This window comes from Rathayibacter sp. CAU 1779 (genome assembly GCF_054551755.1).
In genome coordinates this window covers 1108121-1126492 of sequence record NZ_JBTOLK010000001.1, presented here as the reverse complement: position 1 = coordinate 1126492, position 18372 = coordinate 1108121, and the positions used below count along the sequence as shown (strand labels likewise).

Below are 18372 nucleotides of genomic sequence, written 5' to 3'. Positions count from 1 at the left end.
GCGGTCATCGCGTCTCTCCGGCGTTCACGACCGACGCGCGCGGATCCGCCGTCGCCGCGACGTCCGCACCAGCCGTGCCCGGCTGCTCCGCGATTCGAAGCGACTCCGTCACGCCTCGAGCGCGTGCCACGCGCACCACGCGCTCACCGCGCGGCAGGAGGAAGGTGAGCAGCAGCGCCAGGGCTGCGACGATCGCGAGCGGCCAGAGGCTCGAGGCGAAGGCATCCGCGACTCCGGATCCGCCCTGCGTCGCCGACCCCAGCACCCCGAAGAACACCGTGCCGACGACGGCGACGCCGAGCGCACCGCCCACCTGCTGCATGGTGGACAATGCGCCGGAGACGATCCCGGCATCCGCGGGGTTCGCTGTGCCCAGCACGAGGCTCGTGGACGGCGGGATGCTCAGACCCTGCGCGGCGCCGCAGAACACCAGGCCGACCAGGACCCACGCCGCATCCGCTCCGGTCAGCGCGACGACGGCGAGCGCAGCGAAGCCGATCAGGTTCGCGATGCTGCCGAGCACCAGCACCAGACGTCCGATGCGGACGACGAGCCGCGGCACGAGCGCGACGGCCGCGAAGTACGGCACGGCGAGTCCGAGGAAGATGGTCCCCGACTCGAGCGCGGTCAGACCACGGCCGAGCTGGAGATACATGGTCAGCACGACGTAGAACGATCCCTGCCCGCACCAGAACACGAGCTGCCAGAGCAGTCCCGACCTGAATGCCGGGGTGCGCACCAGCATCGGTGGGAACATCGGCTCGCCACCACGCGCCTCGAGACGGCGCTGCTGCGCGAAGAACCCTGCCACGAGGATGGGGACGAGCGCGAAGCTCGCCCACACCCAGGGCGCCCATCCGCTGTCGCGTCCCTCCACCAGCGGCAGCACGAGCGCGACGATGGCCGCCGTCATCAGCACGACGCCCCAGACATCCAAGCGCCGAGCAATGCCGCGGGTCGCAGGCACGACGAACGGCGTGAGCACGAGGGCGAGGATGCCGATGGGCACGTTGATCGCGAAGATGGACCGCCATCCGAGTCCCCAGAGGTCGGCACCGACGAGGAGTCCGCCGATGATCTGGCCGGCTGCGGCCCCGATGCCGAGCACCGCGGCGTAGAGCCCGACCGCCCGCGCTCTGGCGGGCCCGTGGAACACGGACCCGATCATCGCCATCACACTTGTCGTCACGAATGCCGTGGCGACGCCCTGGATGAAGCGTCCGACCACCAGCACTTCCGCGTCGGCCGCCGCCGCGCAGAGCACGGACGCGGCGACGAACACCGCGATGCCGATCACGAAGGCACCACGTCGGCCGAAGCGGTCACCGATCCGCGCCGCGGTGAGCAGCGATGCCGCAGTCCCCAGAGAGAACGCCGCGACGAACCACTCCACCGAGCCCTCGCTGGCGTGCAGCTCCGCCTGCATCGAGGGGAGCGCGACGTTGACGATGAAGAAGTCGATGGCCGTGATGAACGTGCCGATGAGCAGCGCGCTGAGGGCGCGCCACGGAGGCCGGGAAACGGCATCCGCACGGTCGTCGGTTCCGCGTACAGCGACGGAGCGCCCGGTGTCGGGCTCGGGATCGGTCGGAGCGTCGAACTGCGCGTCGATCCCGGCGCCCCGGTGAGTGTCGAACTCGGTGTCGTGAGTTGTCATGACACCGTTCTCGAGCCTCCCCCGAGGGGAGAGTCAAGCGGTGCCGATCAACTCCGATCCGCGTCGACGGCGGGCAATGCGCTCCCCGGGAATCCGGATGCCTCGTGCACCTCGGCGACGAGCACTCCGGCCGCGACCGCTGGATCGCCCGCCATGATCGCCCGGGTCTCCTCCGCGTTCGCACCGAAGACACCGACTCCGGCGAGGTCGCCGCCATCGCGCACCGGCAGCACGATCGAGAGGATGCCCGCATCGCGCAGTTGCATGTTCCTGCGTCCGTGCTCCCAAATGATCGCCCGCGCATCCGGAGATGCGAATTCCGGTCCCGGATGCAGCAGCACCACCGTGTACGGCCTCGCCTCGGCGAGGATGCGCCGCATCTCCTCGTCGTCGATCGTGCGCAACTCGGGAAGCTCGCTCATCCATGCCTCATCTCGCTTCTCGGCATTGCCCGACCAGCTTCCGCAAAGGAGCGCCCGCGAAGGATCTTCCGCGAAGGCCGAGCAGATTGCCCACCCTGACCCACACCAGTAGGAAACCTGCTTCGGCTTGCTGCGTCGACGACCGACGGTCGCAACAGCCCCAGCCTCATCCACCGATGACGCCACGGCAAGCACGTCTGAACAACTTCTCATCACCCGAGCTCTTCGTCACCCGAGCGACTTCTTCGTCAGCCGTCTTGCGCGATCACGAGACGCGATATATCGTGTTTGTTATCAGTCGCGATATATCTCGATCCCCGAGACTTATGCACGACACCCCATACGAACGAAGCGACGCTCACCATGGCCCCCCCCTGTCCCCCCCCCCCCCCCCCCCGGCCAGACCGGCGAGCGTCAGACGAAAGGGCAGAAGACCATGGCACAGGAACGCTGGCTGATCATGCCGGGCGACTCGAAGACCATCGACCTGGAGATCGTGCGCAAGCTCAAGGTGAGCCTGATCGGCGGTCAGGTCGACGTCATCGGCCACGACGGCCCCTCGGCACGCGTCGAGGTGACCAACGTCTCAGGCAAGGAGATCAAGGTCTCCATCGACGGCGACGTGCTCGAGGTCGACCACCCGCAGTGGCGCTGGGACAACTTCATCGAAGTGTTCCGATCCTGGCGGGGCAAGGCGGAAGCGGATGTCACCATCCTCGTTCCGCGAGACGTGGCACTCACGCTCGGCGTCGTGTCCGCCACCGCTCTCATCAGCGGACTCGTGACCGACGCGAAGCTCAACACCGTCAGCGGCGAGATCACGACCGACGACGTGATCGGCGATCTGGATCTCAACACCGTCAGCGGAGAGCTGACGGCCAGGGGCCACCGCGGCGAGGTCGCGGCGCACACCGTCTCCGGCGACATCACGGTGTCGGGCAGCGTGCCCAAGTTCAGCGTCGACAGCGTGAGCGCGAACATCTATCTCGACCTCTTCGACGTGCCGTTCGACGTGCGAACGAACACGGTCTCGGGTGACGTCACCCTGCGGATCGACGACTCGGTCGGCGTGCGCTACCGCATCAACACGGTCAGTGGCGTCGCCCATCTCGACGGCACCACCATCGTGCGCGGTTCGATGGGCAAGACGTTCACCCACCAGACCGGATCGCTCGAGGGACGCTGGCTCGACATGTCCGTCAACTCCGTCTCGGGCAACCTCTCCGTCGTCCGCCGCCCCGCCGGCTCAGGTGCGCGGCCTGCGCCGGCCGCTGCCGCGGATTCCACGGACGCCGCGGACGGCGCCGCATGACGCCCGCGGTCTTCTCCCACGGCAGCCTCCGGCTCTACCTGCTGAGCCTGCTGGACGAGTCCCCGAAGCACGGATACGAGCTCATCCAGGCGCTGAGCGACCGCTTCGGCGGCACGTACAGCCCGAGCGCGGGCACGATCTACCCCCGCCTGTCGAAGCTCGAAGAAGAAGGACTCGTCACGAAGACGACGGTCGGCCGCAAGACCGTGTACGCCATCACGGATGCCGGACGCACGGAACTGCAGACACGGGCATCCGAACTCGACGACATCGAGAACGAGGTCACGGACTCCCTCCGCCGCATGGCCGACGAGGTGCGCGCCGGCGTGAACCAGGCGATGAAGAGCCTGCGCGCCGACCTCGCGGCCGCCGCCCGCGACGCGAAGCGCGATGCCCAGGCAGCGACTGGCGCCGGTGCGCCGAAGGATGCCACGCCAGACCCGCGTGCGGAGTCCCGGTTCGCCCTCAGGCAGGCGGAGATCGTGCTGAACGAGTTCCGGCAGCAGGTGCGTGCTGACCTCCGCCGCGCATCCGCTCACACCGGCATCCCGGATGCCGCCATCACCGAGCTGCGCGACGGCCTCACCCGCCTGCGCACGGAACTGCTGAGCCGCCTGCCGCTCTGAGCGCGCAGCGGACGCCCGCCACCGCCCCTACTCGCCCTGCGCTCCACCCACCCCTGTGTTGCCGATCCACCCCTCTGCGGTCCACCCACCCCTCTGTTGCCACCCACCCCTCTGTTGCCACCCACCCCTCTGTTGCCGATCCACCCTCTGTTGCCAGCCACCCCTCTGTTGCCAGCCACCCCTCTGCTGCCCGCCCACCCCTCTGTTGCCGATCCACCCAGGTATTCACGCGAATAACGGGGTGGATGGACTGCAACGTGCGGGCTCGAGGGGAAAGCGGCGGCGGGAGGCCGAGAGCACGCGAGAGCGCACGCCTCGTGCCGCGCCGGGCTTCGCCCGGCACGTTCACTCTCCGGCTCCTCGGTTCACACGGTCGGCGCGTTGCGGCGCGAGCACGCCGTGCGGCCGACAGGTCAAGCCGCCCGCCCGGTCTCCGTCACGGTTCCGTCGGGGCAACGCAAGAAAACGTGTCCCTCCGACTTCTCCGTGTCGTGACCGGCCAGCGGCAGCCCGCACAGCGGGCACGCCGTGCTGTGCGGCGGCTCAGCGTCGTAGGGGCCGAGCGGCGCGGGTCCCAGAACCGGGACCAGCTTGTCGTCCAGCCACTCGACCGCCTGGGTCAGACCGTGCGTGTGGACCGTTTCGCCACCTGTTCGTCGTGGCATGCCTTCAGGGTAGGTCCGCGTCCCCGACGCGGTCCCCTCCCTTGGCAAACCGCCTCGCCCGGCCCAAAGGTCGCCGCCCCGGAATCGGCTCGAAAACCCGTCACGAACGGGGTTTTCATCCGTGAATCCGTGCGCCCGCCGTTACAACGCTGTACGTTCGCCTGACACCGCGACGCGCCGACTTGACAGTCATTAGGCAGGTAGTAGTGTCGTCCCTCGTGACAAATGAGGGGAAGGTCCCCGGGCTCGATGGTCGCTCTGCAAAACGGTGGCTGATCGGGGAACCCCTACCCAGCGAGAAACTCGAGGGACAACTCCTCCCCAAGCACCTCGCACTGCCGATCTTCGCCAGCGACGCGCTGTCCTCCGTGGCCTACGCTCCGCAGGAGCTCATGATGGTGCTGCTCGTCGGCGGCACCGCCTTCCTGGCGTTCTCCCCCTGGATCGCCCTCGCCGTCGTCGTGCTGATGCTCACGGTGGTCACCTCGTACCGGCAACTGGTCAAGGCGTACCCGTCCGGCGGCGGAGATTACGAGGTGGCGCACAAGAACCTCGGCGAGAAGGCCGGGCTGATCGTGGCATCCGCTCTGCTCGTCGACTACGTGATGACGGTCGCCGTCTCGGTCGCCAGCGGTGTGGACAACATCATCTCCGCACTGCCCTGGCTGAGCGGATTCCGCGTCGAGCTGGCCGTCGCCTTCGTCATCCTCATCGCCGGCATGAACCTGCGGGGCGTGCGCGAGGCGAGCAAGGCGTTCGCCATCCCCACCTATGTCTTCATCGGGTCGATCGGCGTGATGGTCGTCACCGCGCTCATCCGCACGGCGCTCGGCTTCGCTCCGGTCGCCGAATCCGCTCAGTACCAGGTCAGGGCCGAGGGCCTCGCCCAGGCCGCCATGGTGCTCCTGCTGTTGCGCGCATTCTCGAGCGGATGCTCCGCCCTGACCGGCGTCGAAGCCGTGGCCAACGGAGTGCCGGCGTTCCGCACCCCGAAGATCCGCAACGCGCGCACCACGCTGCTCCTCATGGGCGGAATCGCCATTTTCCTGTTTGCCGGCCTGATGGCCGTCTCGCTCATCAGCGGGGTGCATTACGCGGAGAATCCGTGCGACTTGATCGGATGGAAGCAGTGTGGGACGGAGCCGCAGCGCTCGCTGGTCGCGCAGCTGGCATCCGCGACGTTCGGCAACAACTCCATACCCTTCTTCATCGTGCAGGCCGCGACAGCCGTCGTGCTGCTGTTGGCGGCCAACACGGCGTTCAACGGATTCCCGCTGCTCGGCTCCGTACTTGCCCGCGACTCGTACGCGCCGAAGGCCCTCTCCACCCGCGGTGACCGTCTGGTCTTCTCGAACGGCGTGATCGCGCTGGCGCTGGCCGCGATCATCCTGCTGATCATCTACGAGGCGAACCTCACGAATCTGATCCAGCTGTACATCATCGGCGTGTTCGTCTCGTTCACGCTCGGCCAGTCGGGCATGGTGAAGCACTGGATCGGGATGCTGCGCGACACGGATGCCAGGCGCCAGGCTAAGGATCGCGGCACGATCATCCGCAGCATGTCGATCAACGCGTTCGGCGCGCTGCTCACCTTCAGCGTTCTCGTCGTCGTGACGATCACGAAGTTCACGCACGGTGCGTGGCTCGTGTTCATCATGATGCCGATCCTGTTCCTGCTCATGATGGGCGTGAACCGCTACTACCGTGACGTGGCCAAGGAGGTCGAGGTCGACCCGACCACCACGTTCGGCGCAAGCGGCGACCACGCGATCGTGCTCGTCGGCAAGATGCAGAAGCCCGTGCTCAAGGCGCTGGACTACGCGATCGCCGCTCGACACCAGTCCATCGAGGCCGTGCACATCTCGGTCGAGGAAGAGTCGACCGATGCCCTGCAGCAGCAGTGGCACGACATGAACATCCACGTGCCGCTGACGATCATCGAGTCGCCGTACCGCGACTTCGGCGTGCCGCTCGCGAAGTACATCAAGCACCGCCGCGAGGAGCACGGATCCGAGGTCACCACGGTGTACCTGCCGCAGTACATCGTCGGACACTGGTGGGAGGCGATCCTGCACAACCACCGCGCCCGCCGCATCTCGAAGCAGCTCATGCTCATCCACGGTGTGACGATCGCGCTGGTGCCGTGGCTGCTCGACTCGTCCGAGCTGATCTACGGACGACGTTCGCGACCGCTGCCCGGACAGGACCGCCGCGGCGAGCCGATCCGAGCCATCCCGCGTCGTCCACTGGCGCCCGCCGTGCCGAATGCCGCGGGCCGCGGACGACGTGGCGCATCCGCTCAAGAGGGATCGACATCCGTCACGGACACCTCCCGCAAGGTCGCCCCACCCGGGGCGGACACGACGAGCGGCGACGGCCCGTCGACTCCGCCGGACACGACGAAGCCGCGGTCGCACGCCGGGCGCCGCTGAGCGGCGACGATCGACCGAACTTCGCCGTGTGACGACGCGCGCGGTAGCGGTCCACGCACTCCTGGCGCCCCCTACGCACTCCTCGCGCCACCCGCCGCTGCCCCTGCGCACGCCCGACCTCGCGTGCGTGCGGCGCCGAAGCGCATCCCTGCACCAGGCACACTCGCCCCGCGTCGGGGCGTGACGCCACGCCACAACTCGGCCGAGTGTACGGACACGCGCCCTGTGCTTCGATCACGACCGTTTTCTGCGCACGCGGCCGGGTCTGGTGCGGCGTCCGGATGCGGCGTGCGAACGATGCGCGCGTCATCCGCGTCTCCCGGACGTCTCCCCGTGCCCGACGACGGCCATTCAGCTCGGCGACCACAGTGAAGACATGCAGAAATCATCCAGGAAGCTCATCACGTCGACCGCTGCTGCCGTGTCTCCCGCGCCTGCGTCCGGCCCGACCTCGGTCACGACACGGGACAGGAGTCGCGGGGTCGGCCGAAAGCTCAGAGCATCGCCATGATCTGGCGGGCGATGATGCGGCCGGATCGATTCGCACCCACGGTGGACGCGAAGGGGCCGTATCCGGCAAGGAAGACGCGCGGATCCGTCCACACCTGCCCGGACTCGACGGACACACCGCCCTCCTTCTCGCGGAGCTTGAGCGGCGCCAGGTGGCGGAGTTCGGGACGGAATCCGGTGGCCCAGATGATGACATCCGCCGGGGTGAAGGATCCGTCGCGCCAGCGCACGCCGTCCGGCTCGATGGACGCGAACATCGCTCGCTCCTTCAGCACTCCACGCGAGATGCCCGCCGCGACCTTGCGCGTGAGCGGAACACCGGTGGCACTGACGACGCTCGGGAGGGCCTTGCCTGCGCGAGCGGCGGCATCCGCGTCGCGTACGGCGGCGATGCCGCCCTCGATGGTGCGAACGTGATCGGTGCTGTAGTCGATCGGACGCCGGGATGCCCACGACACGCTTCCGGCGATGTGCTCCAGCTCGAGCAGGAAGCCGACGGCGCTCGTTCCGCCGCCCACCACGACGACGTTCTGGCCGCGGAACTCCTCCGCCGTCACGTAGCCGTTGGTGTGCACATGCCGTCCACGGAATGTAGTCGCACCCGGATAGTACGGCACGAAGGGCGAGCCCCACGTGCCCGTCGCGTTGACCAGGATCTGGGTCGCCGTCGCACCCTCGGAGTGATGGACGACGAGGTCGGCGCGGCTGTTCCGCACGTCGGAGACCACGATCGGACGATGCACCTTGAGGTCGAAATGATCCTCGTAACGCCTGTAGTACCCGGACACGATGTCCTTCGCCGGCAGCGTGCGATCCGCGTTCTCGAAGCTGAGGCCGAGCTCGTCCATGCCGGGGAGGTCGTTGACCTTGTGGGCGCTGCCCAGACGCAGCGCATCCCACCTGAACTGCCACGCACCGCCAGTTCCCGGTCCCCGGTCGAGCACGACGAAATCGACGTCGGGCTCGAGCTGAAAACGCCGGAGGTAGTAGGCGACAGCGAGGCCGGCTTGACCGGCGCCGATGATCACCACCTGGGGGCGGGCGGGGACTTTTGACACGGTATATCCCATCATGCACTGCTGGACGGGAGCCCAGGCCGACGAGAGCCCTCATGCTAAACTGGCCGCTAGTTTTTATTTCCCATCCAAAGTCCCGAGTGAGCGTTAACGCCCCGGGCCTGTCATCGTGAGGGGGTCTCGCATGGGGCGCGGCCGTCAGAAGGCGAAGCACACGAAAATCGCCCGTGAGCTGAAGTCTTACAGCCCGACTGTGGACTACAACAAGCTCGAGGAAGAACTCACCGGTCACGCGCACGACGATGATCGGTACGCGGCGTGGGCAGACTACGAGCCCGAGGGCTACCAGGCCGACGACTACGACCACCGGGAGCGCTCGGCGGGCTGATCCGCGTGCATACCGCAACGCGCATCCTTTCCGGATGCGCGTTTTGCGTTGTCAGGAGCGAGCCGGTTTCGACAGATTCAACCGACGGTGCGGCGTGGCGAGCGGGACGCGTCGTGACATGAAGACGTCGACGGCGTCTTCGGTGTCGACCGTGAATCCGAACCGCTCGTAGAGGCGACGCGCCGCGCTGCCCTGCAGCACGTTGAGGCGGTGCGGCCCGGCGGGCCCAGTGGCCGTCTCCGCGGACTCCTCAGACAACACGGATGCCAGCACCGCCGTGCCGATGCCCCGTCCTTGCACGGCGGGGTCGAGGTAGAAGTGCTCGATCCAGATGCCGTCCGCATCCGGACGCACGGTGATAGATCCCACCGGCTCAGCGTCCACCACGATGACCGTGGTGAGCTCCGGATGGAACGCGTCGCGGAGGCGCTGACGCACACGCACCTCGTCGTAGCGACCGAGCCGCGTGAGGTCATCCCGAAGCACAACAGCCCGCAACTCGGCGATCCAGTCCACGTCGTCGAGCGTGCTCGGGCGCAGGGTCCAGCGCATCCCGCGAGTCTATGCAGGACGGACGCGCCCCGCGCAACGCCTCCGCTGTCCCGTCGTGCGCTCCGAAGTCGGACGAGCACCACTCGCCACCCTCCGCTGTCCCGTTGCGTCGCCTCCACCTCCGTGAGGCGACACCAAAGGACAGCGGAGCGCGGGACGTGCCCGTCTCTCTCGAAGACGACCGTGGGCGGATCGTGCCGGGACGGTCAGAGCCAGCCGTTCGCGGCGGCCTGCGCCGCGGCATCCGCTCGGTTGCGCGCACCTGTCTTGCCGATGGCCGCCGACAGGTGGTTGCGCACCGTGCCCTGGGAGAGGTGCAACTCGCGGGCGATCTCGTTCACCGTGCCGCCCCTGGCCGCGACCCGCAGCACCTCGGTCTCGCGCTGCGTGAGCGGAGAGACGCCGGATGCCAGCGACTCGGCAGCGAGCGCCGGATCCACCACCCGCAGTCCCTGAGCGACCCTCCGCACCGCGTCGGCGAGCTGCGTGGCCGGGGTGTCCTTGACGACGAATCCGCTCGCGCCGGCCTCCATGGCGCGGCGCAGGTATCCTGGCCGTCCGAACGTGGTCACGATGAGCGACCGGCAGGCCGGGAGCTGCCGGTGCAGCTGCTCGGCGACGGCGAGTCCGTCGAGTCCCGGCATCTCCACGTCGAGGAGCGCGACCTGCGCGTTCGTCTCGCGGGCGGCATCCAGCACCTCGTCGCCGCGACCGACCTGGGCGACGACCGTCAGGTCGGACTCGAGCTCGAGAAGCGCAGCGAGCGCGCCGCGCACCAGTGCCTGGTCGTCGGCCAGCAGGAGCCGGATGCTCTCGGTCACGACGCACCCCCTGCCTGCCGCACGGGTCCCGTCGAGGATCCGCCCCGGCCGGACGCGGCGCGGACGGCCACCACTGTCCCGCCGTCTTCGCCCGGCTCGACGCTGAGCTCAGCGCCCACCCGTGCGGCGCGCTCACGCATGCTGTCCACGCCGTTGCCGCCCGCAGTGCTCTGATGGGACTGGGCGGCGACCAGCGGCATCCCGACCCCGTCGTCTCCGATGATGATGGCCCTCTTTTCCAGCGCGACCCAGCAGTTCTTCGCGCGCGCGTGCCGCACGACGTTCGTGATGGACTCGCGCAGCACCCACGCGAACGTCTCGCGCAGCTCTGGCGCGACGACATCGGTCGAGGTCGGCAGGTGCGGCACGATGTCAGCGGCCACGAGAGCGGCGTGCGCGGCAGACAGTTCCGTCTCGAGCGTCATCGCGCGGTATCCGGCGACGGATGCCCGCAGATCCGCCAGCGCAGCACGTGAGAGTCTCTCGATGTCGGCGAGCTCCGCTTCCGCGCGTTCCGGATCCCGCGACACGAGGCGCCTGGCCAGTTCGCTCTTCACCGTCACCACGGTGAGCGAGTGTCCGAGCACGTCGTGCATGTCGCGGGCGAAACGCTCGCGCTCGTCGACGATCGCCAGTCTCGCGATCTCGCCCTGGGCGTCCCGAAGCCGTTGCACGGCCTGGATCTGCTGGGCGAACGCGAACATCATGATGCCGATGGATGCGGTCAGCGCTGCCGAGTACCAGTAGTCGGCGAACGTTCCGGTGGACCCGATCACCACCAGCTGGGCGATGACGACGATCAGGATGATCGACAGGGTGAACGCTCGCGGCTGCCAGCTCATCGCGGACATGACGGGCACGAAGATCCACAGCCAGATGACGTTCTCGCCGATCATCGGGATGCCGAGGCAGGTGATGGCGACGAACACGGCGTACGCCGCGGCGGCGACCGGCCACGGCCTGCCCCAGATGAGCGGTGGGATCACGACATACATCGCGGCGATCAGGGCGATGAGCGCCGTCATCAGGACGCCGGCGACGATCGGCGGGCTGGCGCTCCAGATGAGCACGATCGGGATGATCAGGTAGATGAGCCCCCAGATGGATCCCCAGTACCAGCGTCTGGCGCCCCGATGCGTCAGCCGCGCCTTGGCCTGCGTCCACCACCCTGTGCCCGACGCTCGTGCGAGGTCTGCGGGGCTGAACGGTGGACGCGGGTGATCCGCCGGAGCGGATCCGCGCTGGCTGGATCCACCGCTTGCGGATGCGTCGTCGGCGTCGGCTGCGCGCTTGGCGGTCACGGAGTTCAGCGTAGGCGCCACGGCCTCCGGATCTCTGGGACCGTGCACCCCGAAATCGCGCGCGCCGAACGGCACATCCCGGGATTCGGGGACGTGCCGTTCGGAGCGAGCCGGCTCGGGGTTCGGAGTCATGGCGGTCTCGAGCGCGGCACTCACTGGCGCGCCGCGTCGCGGCGGTAGCGCCAGACGACGAGCGCTCCGAGCACCAGTGTCCAGGCGACGAGCACCAGCACGGGGGCGAGGATGTCGCCCGAGAGGTGTGCGCCCATCTGCCCCAGCCGGTTGAGCCAGTACGACGGCACGAACTGGGAGATGTTCGTCATCCAGGTGGGCAGCACCGAGAGCGGGACCCACAGACCGCCCAGAATGGCCAGCCCGAAGAAGATGACCATGAACAGCGGCTGCGCGAACTGCAGCTTCGCGAACTGTCCGATCAGCACGGCGATGAACGCGAACGGGATGACGCCGAACCAGAGTCCCAGCGCCGCCATCGCCCAGCCGGCGAAGCTCAGCGCCGGGTGGAAGACCAGCACGGAGATCGTGATGATGACGAGGATGCTGGCCAGCGCCACGACGAGCGCTGCGGTGACCTTGGAGATGAGGTATCCCATGCCGCTCAGGCGGGTGAGCCGGAGCTGGCGGTTCCAGCCGACGGACCGTTCGGCGACGATCGAGAACGCCTGACCGAGGGCGGCCATCATGCCGCCGTAGCCGGCCATCTGCACCGTCGTGACGACGATCCAGGGAAGTCCTGTGACGTGGTCGACCGCGCCGCCGGATCCGTAGATGCTGCCGAACAGCAGGAGCATGCCGATCGGGAGGAGGAAGGTGAAGACCAGGGAGGCGACGTTCCTCAGCTGGCGAAGGGACTCCAGTCCCAGGTACGTGATGCTCATGAGCGGTCTCCGATCAGCGCGGTGGAACTGGGCAGATTCGAGTCGAACTCGGCCGACTGCGTCAGGGCGAGGAACGCGTCGTCCATCGAGTGGGCCGTCACCTCGATGTCGTGCACGTCGTCATGGTTCGAGAGAAGGGTGCGGAGGGCCGCGTCGGGGTCGTCGCTCACGATGGTGAGCACGTCCCCTCGCCGGTCGACCGTACGCACGCCCGGCAGCTCGTACAGCTCGGCAGCGACATCCGCCGTCCAGGCGAAGTCGAAGGTCGCGCGGATGCGCCGCCCGGCCACCACCGCCTTGACCTCGGCGGGGGCGCCGTCGGCGACCACCCTGCCGCCGGCCAGCATGACGATGCGGTCTGCGTAGGCGTCCGCCTCGTCGAGGTAGTGCGTGGCGAAGACGACCGTGCGGCCGGCGTCGGTGAACTCGCGCATCGACTGCCAGAACGTGCGCCGCGCCTCGACGTCCATGGCGGCCGTCGGCTCGTCGAGGAAGATGAGGTCGGGGTTCGAGACGATCGCCACCGCGAACCGCGCACGCTGCAGCTGTCCGCCGGAGAGCTTGCGCACCTTCTGCTTGGCGATGTCCGCGACCCTGGCGCGTTCGAGCGCTTCCTGCACCGGGAGCGGATGCCTGTGGGCGGCAGCGATGAGCGAGACGGCCTGTCTCACGGTGAGGTCGGGGAGCAGCGCGCCGCCCTGGAGCATGGCGCCGACGCGGCCTTCGTCGATGGCGGATCGCGGATTCCCGCCGAACAGCGTCGCGGTGCCGGCGGTGGGCGTGGCGAATCCCAGGGCGAGGTCGATGGTCGTCGACTTGCCGGCGCCGTTCGGGCCGAGCAGGGCGACCACCTCCCCGGACTGGATCATCAGGTCGATGCCGTCGACCGCCGTGATCGACCCGAAGGTCTTGCGCAGGCCCGTCAGCTGGATGACCGGGGCCTCGATGGCTGGTGTCGTGTTCACGCTTCCCATCGAAGCGTTCAGCGGATGCCCGTGCCTCGGTCGCCGGTCACCTCACGGCCGTGACATTTGTCACCTCATGGCCCGACGGCGCGATGAACACGGTCCAGTCCTCGTCCGCCCAGCGGATCGGCGCGTCGGGATCCGTGCGGTTCAGGCGGTACGACGGATCCGCGTCCCGCCGCATCCGCACGGAAGCGTGCACCATGGCGTCGTCCGGGATCCGACGACGGATGGTGCCGAGGAGGTGGTAGGCCCACGGATCCTTGTTCACGCGGTTCGCGCCATCCGCCAGCCCCTGCACAACGCTGCAGAACTTGCGGTACTGGGCATCCCATGCTCCGTCGCGGAGCAGGAAATCCCGGCCTGCGCCCTCGAACACCCACTTCAGGGCGATGCGCGCCAGGTCGTTGTTCTCGAACGTGCCGCCGACATCGCAGTGCACGCCGGCGAACCACACCTCCTCGAACCTCGGATTCGGCTTCACCGGTGAGTAGCGGAACTGCAGACGCCACTCGTCGATGGCGACCGCGTGCCTGAGCTTCTTCACGTTGGACAGGTTGTAGGTCTCCGCCCAGTCAAGGGCACCGATTCCGCCGAACCACGCCTCGACGGTGTCCCAGATGCCGAGATACTCGATCGGGACGGCGTGGATGTCTCTCGCACCCAGGGCGGACAGGAACTCGTCGGGCGCGCTGCCGGGAGGAGCGGCGACGGGCTGGCCCTGCGTTCCCCAGCACAGGGCATCCGCGAATTCCTTCGCCTCGGCCGCGCGTTCGGCCCTGGCCTTCTGGGTGCGAACGGGTTTGACGTACTCCTTCACCGCGTACTCGACGAGGTTGTCGGAGCCGGCACGGAGCATCCCGGGCCGTGCGAGCATTCCCGCCAGCGCCCGAGCGGTGAACGCACCACGGCTGAACCCGAAGATGTAGACCCGGTCGCCTGGGCGGTAGCGGTCCATCAGCCACGAGTACGCCTGCGCGACGTTGGTCTTCATACCGAAGCCGAACGCCAGTCCGCCGAGCTGCGACAGCGCCTTGCCGATCCTGCCGAACGCTCCGGAGGCCGGCAGCGTGCCGACGCCCGGATCGTAGTAGGCGAGCTGCTGCTGCGGATGGTCGAGGTCGAGCATCATGAAGATCTTCGCCGCGTTCGTCGGATGGCTGTCGAGCAGGTTGTTCGTGCCGTCCAGGCAGATGACGATGTTCTTCGGCGCGGGCGGGGTGTCGCCGTCGTGAGCGGGCGCAGCAGTGCCCTTCTGCACTGCAGTGCCCTCGTCCCCCGTGATCATGACGCCTCCCTCGCCGTCAGTCTCGGGGTCATCATAAGAACGACCTCGCGCCGGACGGGATCCCCTGAATGCGGGGTGCGGAGTGCGGAGCGATCGCAGATTGCGGGTGTCTATGCCGCGGGTTTCCGCGCCTCCAGCAGAATCCGTGCGCTGTGCGACACGAACGCACCGTCACGGCGGATGATCGCGTCCACCTCGCGAAGCCGGTCGCGATAGCGCTCGACCGTGAAGTCCGGCACGGTCCAGACCACCTTCCGCAAGAAGTAGACGACCGCCGCGACGTCGGAGAACTCGATGCGCGTGCGCTCCTCGCGCAGGTCGAGCACCTCCAGCCCTGCCGACTCCGCCGCGCCCCGGAGCCGGTCGAGTCTGGCCACCCCGTCGCGCGGCTGCTGTCCCATCAAGAACTCGTACAGCTCACTGTTCGACCGCTCGCCGATCTGCTGTGAGAGGTAGGTCCCACCGGGTACAAGTACCCGGTTCGTCTCGACGAAATCCGTGACGACCGGATGCCTGCTCAGCACGAGCGCGAAGCTCGCGTCCGCGAACGGCAGCGCCGCATCCTCCTCCGACGCGGTCACCGTCCCGGCGAACGGCGCGAGCGCTGCTCTGGCCAGAGGCACGTTCGGCGACCACCCCTCCGTCGCCGCGACGACACCGGGGGTCGGATCCGCTCCGCGAAGGATCTCCGCGAACACCTCACCGCCGCCGGTCTGCACGTCGAGCACGCTGGCCACCCGGCTCGCCCGAGCGGATGCGACGCGCGCGTATCCCCAGCTCGGTCGTTCCTCGGTTGCCCGCCCGTCGAACCAGGAGAAGTCCCAGCCCTCGGTGGGGACCGCCTCGCCCTCGGCGATCAGGGTGTCGAAGTCCAGGGAGCGCTTGTCGTCGGTCACCCGGCCATCGTCGCATGCACGCGAAGAGGACAGTCAAGCGCGGCACAGCATCCTGGGCGCGGTCGCCCGATCGCTACCGGTCGCCTCCGCTCGCTGCCTCGATCAGCGCGGAGACCTCCGCCGCCGGCCGGATCCCGAACCAGCGCTCCGCGTTCGCCCGAGACTCCTCGGTGAGCCGGGAGTAGGGCTCCGGATCGCGGCCGGATGCGCGCACCGCCGCATCGAGCGCGTCGCGAACGAGCCAGACATCCGCCGGATCGGGTTCCGCGATGGTCAGCGCCTCGTGCAAACGCTCGGTGTCGAAGCCCAGGGCGTCGGCGAGGCGTTGCTCGCTCCATCCGCTGAGCTTCAGGTTCTGACGCAACTCCAGCCGGGTCTGTTCCAGCTCGGACCGATTCAGCGACATTGTGGCCCCCTCCACGACGACTGCTCCCAGCCTGCCATTCGAGCGGGCGAAGCGCGACGATCCCGACGCGAGCAGATCACCCCGGGCGCGCCGGATGCGACAGACCGCTGCAGGGCACTTCACACCGCCGGACGAGGCGACTGGACCCAGTACGGTGGAACGCGTGCCGACGCTGCTGCAACTGGACTCCTCGATCGATCCCGTGACCTCCGTCTCGCGCGAGCTGACGGCGCGGTTCGCCAGGGCGTGGGCGTCCGCCGGATCCGACCGCACGGTCGTCGTGCACGACCTGGTCGCGGATCCGGTGCCGCATCTGGCCCACGAGTCGCTGCACTGGGCGCCGTCGTTGCGTGCCGCCGACGCCCCCGCGCTGCCCGACGAGCAGGCCGAGCAGGATGCCGTCATCGCCGAGCTTCTCGCCGCCGACGTGCTCGTGATCGGCGCGCCGATGTACAACTACTCGGTGCCGTCGACGCTGAAGACGTGGATCGACCACGTGCACGTGCCCGGCGTGCTGGCTCCCTTCGGAGCCGATCCCGTTCAACCGTTGAAGGATCGGCTCGCGGTGATCGTGACCGTGCGCGGCGGCATCTACGACGAAGGCACGGAGAACGAGGGACGCGACCACACCGTGCCGCCGATCGACCTCATCCTCGGAGACGCCCTCGGCATGCACATCGAGACCGTGGCGGTGAGCCGCAGCCTGTCGCGCACCCTGCCGGGGCTGGCGGGTGAGCGCGAGCGGTTCGAGGCAGAGCTGTCGGCGGCTCGGGAGCGGATCGACGCGCTGGCGGCGTCCGCCTGAACTTCTGACCGGCCGGTCGCCTGGCTGCACCCCGTCGGTTGACGTCATCCGCACAGGGCGCGGTCGGCAGACGATGGGCCCGTTCACAATTCAGGAACGGATGGACTGCTGCGAAGCCGATCTACCGAGCAATCGCGGGATCCGGTGAGCAACGCGCCGAAGTCGCGGAGACCATCCTGAATTGTGAACACATGCGTGCTCGCATCGAACCGACGTCAGCCGTCTCGGCGCGTGGTACGGGGCGGCCACACGCGCTGATCGCGCGAGGCCGATGTCAGCTTCCGAACGCTCCGACGAGGCGGACGGCGCCGCCGTCCACGCCCTTCGCGCCCTGCTCGTAGTCGGTGAGGTCGCGCTCGGCCGTCGACACGGTGCCCACCTGCCACGCCGGGATGCCGTCGACGGCGAGCGTCGAGATGACGGATGCCGCAGCATCCGCCTCGACGACGGCGAAGAAGCCGACACCGAGGTTCCACGTGCCCTCCGCACTCTCCAGCGACGTGCCCGCGAGGTCGCTGAGCACCCGGAACACGGGCGACGGCGACCAGGTGGACCGGTCGATGTCCGCCCAGGATCCGCGCGGCAGCACGCGCGCAAGGTTCGCCGCGATGCCGCCGCCCGTGACATGCGAAAGCGCGTGGACGGATGCTCCGCTCGGCGACGCGAGCACGCGAAGCAGCGGCGCGGTGTAGAGCCGCGTCGGCTCGAGCAGGGTCTCGCCGACGACGCCGCCGAACTCGTCGAGCCGATCGGTGAATGCGATGTTCCGCTTCGCGAGGATGTGGCGCACGAGCGAGTATCCGTTGGAGTGCAGGCCGGAGCTGCCAAGGGCGAGCACGACGTCGCCGTTCCGCACCTTCTCGGGGCCGAGCACGGCATCCGCTTCCACGACGCCGGTCGCGGCACCTGCCACGTCGTAGTCGTCGGGTCCGAGCAGGCCGGGGTGCTCTGCGGTCTCGCCGCCGACCAATGCCGTGCGGGTCTCCGAGCAGGCGGCCGCTATGCCGCGCACGATGTCGGCGATGCGCTCGGGCACGACCTTCCCGCACGCGATGTAGTCCGTCATGAACAGCGGCCGCGCACCCACCACGACGATGTCGTCGACGACCATGCCCACGAGGTCCTGGCCGATGGTGTCGTGCTTGTCGAGCGCCTGGGCGATGGCGACCTTGGTGCCGACACCGTCGGTCGACGTGGCCAGCAGCGGGCGTCGGTAACCGCGGAGAGCGGATGCGTCGAAGAGCCCCGCGAATCCGCCGACGCCGCCGAGCACCTCCGGTCCGTGCGTCTTGGCCACGGCCGACTTCATGAGCTCGACCGCGAGGTCGCCGGCTGCGGTGTCGACGCCGGCCTCGCGGTAGGTGCTGGTGGAGTTCTCGGTCACGGGTAAGAGCCTATCGGCGACTGATGCGAG

The 18372-nt window shown here is 68.5% G+C and carries 18 protein-coding genes; 5 read left to right on the top strand and 13 right to left on the bottom strand.

The window, feature by feature from the left end:
- Positions 1-4: 4 nt before the first annotated feature.
- Together ACX9R5_RS05170 and ACX9R5_RS05165 are read right to left on the bottom strand one after the other, a co-directional pair.
- The gene (locus ACX9R5_RS05170; protein WP_459407929.1) at positions 5-1657 is read right to left on the bottom strand and encodes an MFS transporter; all 1653 of its coding nucleotides are present in this window, start codon (positions 1655-1657) and stop codon (positions 5-7) included.
- A gap of 47 nt (positions 1658-1704) precedes the next feature.
- Complete coding sequence (locus ACX9R5_RS05165; protein ID WP_459407928.1) at positions 1705-2079, bottom strand: hypothetical protein; 375 nt, start codon at positions 2077-2079, stop codon at positions 1705-1707.
- A 436-nt stretch (positions 2080-2515) separates the two neighbouring features.
- On the opposite strand from ACX9R5_RS05165, the gene ACX9R5_RS05160 reads away from it, so the two are divergent.
- Both ACX9R5_RS05160 and ACX9R5_RS05155 read left to right on the top strand, forming a co-directional pair.
- The gene (locus tag ACX9R5_RS05160; protein WP_459407927.1) at positions 2516-3391 is read left to right on the top strand and encodes a DUF4097 family beta strand repeat-containing protein; all 876 of its coding nucleotides are present in this window, start codon (positions 2516-2518) and stop codon (positions 3389-3391) included.
- Positions 3388-4017: a PadR family transcriptional regulator gene (locus tag ACX9R5_RS05155; RefSeq protein WP_459407926.1), complete on the top strand. Its 630-nt coding sequence runs from the start codon at positions 3388-3390 to the stop codon at positions 4015-4017. Before ACX9R5_RS05160 ends, ACX9R5_RS05155 begins: the two co-directional genes overlap by 4 nt.
- 413 nt (positions 4018-4430) lie before the next feature.
- On the opposite strand, the gene ACX9R5_RS05150 is transcribed toward ACX9R5_RS05155, so the two are convergent.
- Positions 4431-4682 (bottom strand): hypothetical protein, encoded by a 252-nt coding sequence (locus tag ACX9R5_RS05150; RefSeq protein WP_459407925.1) that lies wholly within the window; start codon positions 4680-4682, stop codon positions 4431-4433.
- Between the two features lie 218 nt (positions 4683-4900).
- Here ACX9R5_RS05150 and ACX9R5_RS05145 point away from each other — a divergent pair, with 218 nt between their 5' ends.
- Positions 4901-7114: an APC family permease gene (locus ACX9R5_RS05145; RefSeq protein WP_459407924.1), complete on the top strand. Its 2214-nt coding sequence runs from the start codon at positions 4901-4903 to the stop codon at positions 7112-7114.
- Between the two features lie 494 nt (positions 7115-7608).
- On the opposite strand, the gene ACX9R5_RS05140 is transcribed toward ACX9R5_RS05145, so the two are convergent.
- Positions 7609-8682, bottom strand: a complete 1074-nt coding sequence (locus ACX9R5_RS05140; protein ID WP_459407923.1) for an NAD(P)-binding domain-containing protein — start codon at positions 8680-8682, stop codon at positions 7609-7611.
- A 142-nt stretch (positions 8683-8824) separates the two neighbouring features.
- Here ACX9R5_RS05140 and ACX9R5_RS05135 point away from each other — a divergent pair, with 142 nt between their 5' ends.
- Positions 8825-9028, top strand: coding sequence for a DUF3073 domain-containing protein (locus ACX9R5_RS05135; protein ID WP_459407922.1), 204 nt, complete (start codon positions 8825-8827; stop codon positions 9026-9028).
- Between the two features lie 51 nt (positions 9029-9079).
- Here the strand turns inward: ACX9R5_RS05135 and ACX9R5_RS05130 are convergent, their stop codons facing one another.
- The 8 genes from ACX9R5_RS05130 to ACX9R5_RS05095 all read right to left on the bottom strand — a co-directional run bounded on the left by ACX9R5_RS05130 (position 9080) and on the right by ACX9R5_RS05095 (position 16153).
- Complete coding sequence (locus ACX9R5_RS05130) at positions 9080-9580, bottom strand: GNAT family N-acetyltransferase (protein ID WP_459407921.1); 501 nt, start codon at positions 9578-9580, stop codon at positions 9080-9082.
- A gap of 206 nt (positions 9581-9786) precedes the next feature.
- Positions 9787-10401 (bottom strand): response regulator, encoded by a 615-nt coding sequence (locus tag ACX9R5_RS05125; protein WP_459407920.1) that lies wholly within the window; start codon positions 10399-10401, stop codon positions 9787-9789.
- Complete coding sequence (locus ACX9R5_RS05120; RefSeq protein ID WP_459407919.1) at positions 10398-11702, bottom strand: sensor histidine kinase; 1305 nt, start codon at positions 11700-11702, stop codon at positions 10398-10400. Before ACX9R5_RS05120 ends, ACX9R5_RS05125 begins: the two co-directional genes overlap by 4 nt.
- A gap of 152 nt (positions 11703-11854) precedes the next feature.
- Complete coding sequence (locus ACX9R5_RS05115; protein ID WP_459407918.1) at positions 11855-12598, bottom strand: ABC transporter permease; 744 nt, start codon at positions 12596-12598, stop codon at positions 11855-11857.
- Positions 12595-13572, bottom strand: a complete 978-nt coding sequence (locus ACX9R5_RS05110) for an ABC transporter ATP-binding protein (protein ID WP_459407917.1) — start codon at positions 13570-13572, stop codon at positions 12595-12597. The genes ACX9R5_RS05115 and ACX9R5_RS05110 overlap by 4 nt, the downstream gene beginning before the upstream one ends.
- Positions 13573-13609: 37 nt before the next feature.
- Complete coding sequence (locus tag ACX9R5_RS05105; RefSeq protein WP_459407916.1) at positions 13610-14851, bottom strand: phospholipase effector Tle1 domain-containing protein; 1242 nt, start codon at positions 14849-14851, stop codon at positions 13610-13612.
- Between the two features lie 110 nt (positions 14852-14961).
- The gene (locus ACX9R5_RS05100) at positions 14962-15747 is read right to left on the bottom strand and encodes a class I SAM-dependent methyltransferase (protein WP_459407915.1); all 786 of its coding nucleotides are present in this window, start codon (positions 15745-15747) and stop codon (positions 14962-14964) included.
- 73 nt (positions 15748-15820) lie between these two features.
- Positions 15821-16153, bottom strand: coding sequence for a DUF2316 family protein (locus ACX9R5_RS05095; RefSeq protein WP_459407914.1), 333 nt, complete (start codon positions 16151-16153; stop codon positions 15821-15823).
- A gap of 163 nt (positions 16154-16316) precedes the next feature.
- Here ACX9R5_RS05095 and ACX9R5_RS05090 point away from each other — a divergent pair, with 163 nt between their 5' ends.
- Entirely contained in the window at positions 16317-16958 is a 642-nt protein-coding gene (locus tag ACX9R5_RS05090; RefSeq protein ID WP_459407913.1) for an FMN-dependent NADH-azoreductase, read from the top strand.
- A 274-nt stretch (positions 16959-17232) separates the two neighbouring features.
- Here the strand turns inward: ACX9R5_RS05090 and purM are convergent, their stop codons facing one another.
- A complete protein-coding gene (gene purM / locus ACX9R5_RS05085; RefSeq protein ID WP_459407912.1) occupies positions 17233-18342 on the bottom strand; it encodes a phosphoribosylformylglycinamidine cyclo-ligase in 1110 nt (369 codons plus the stop codon).
- Positions 18343-18372 lie beyond the last annotated feature (30 nt).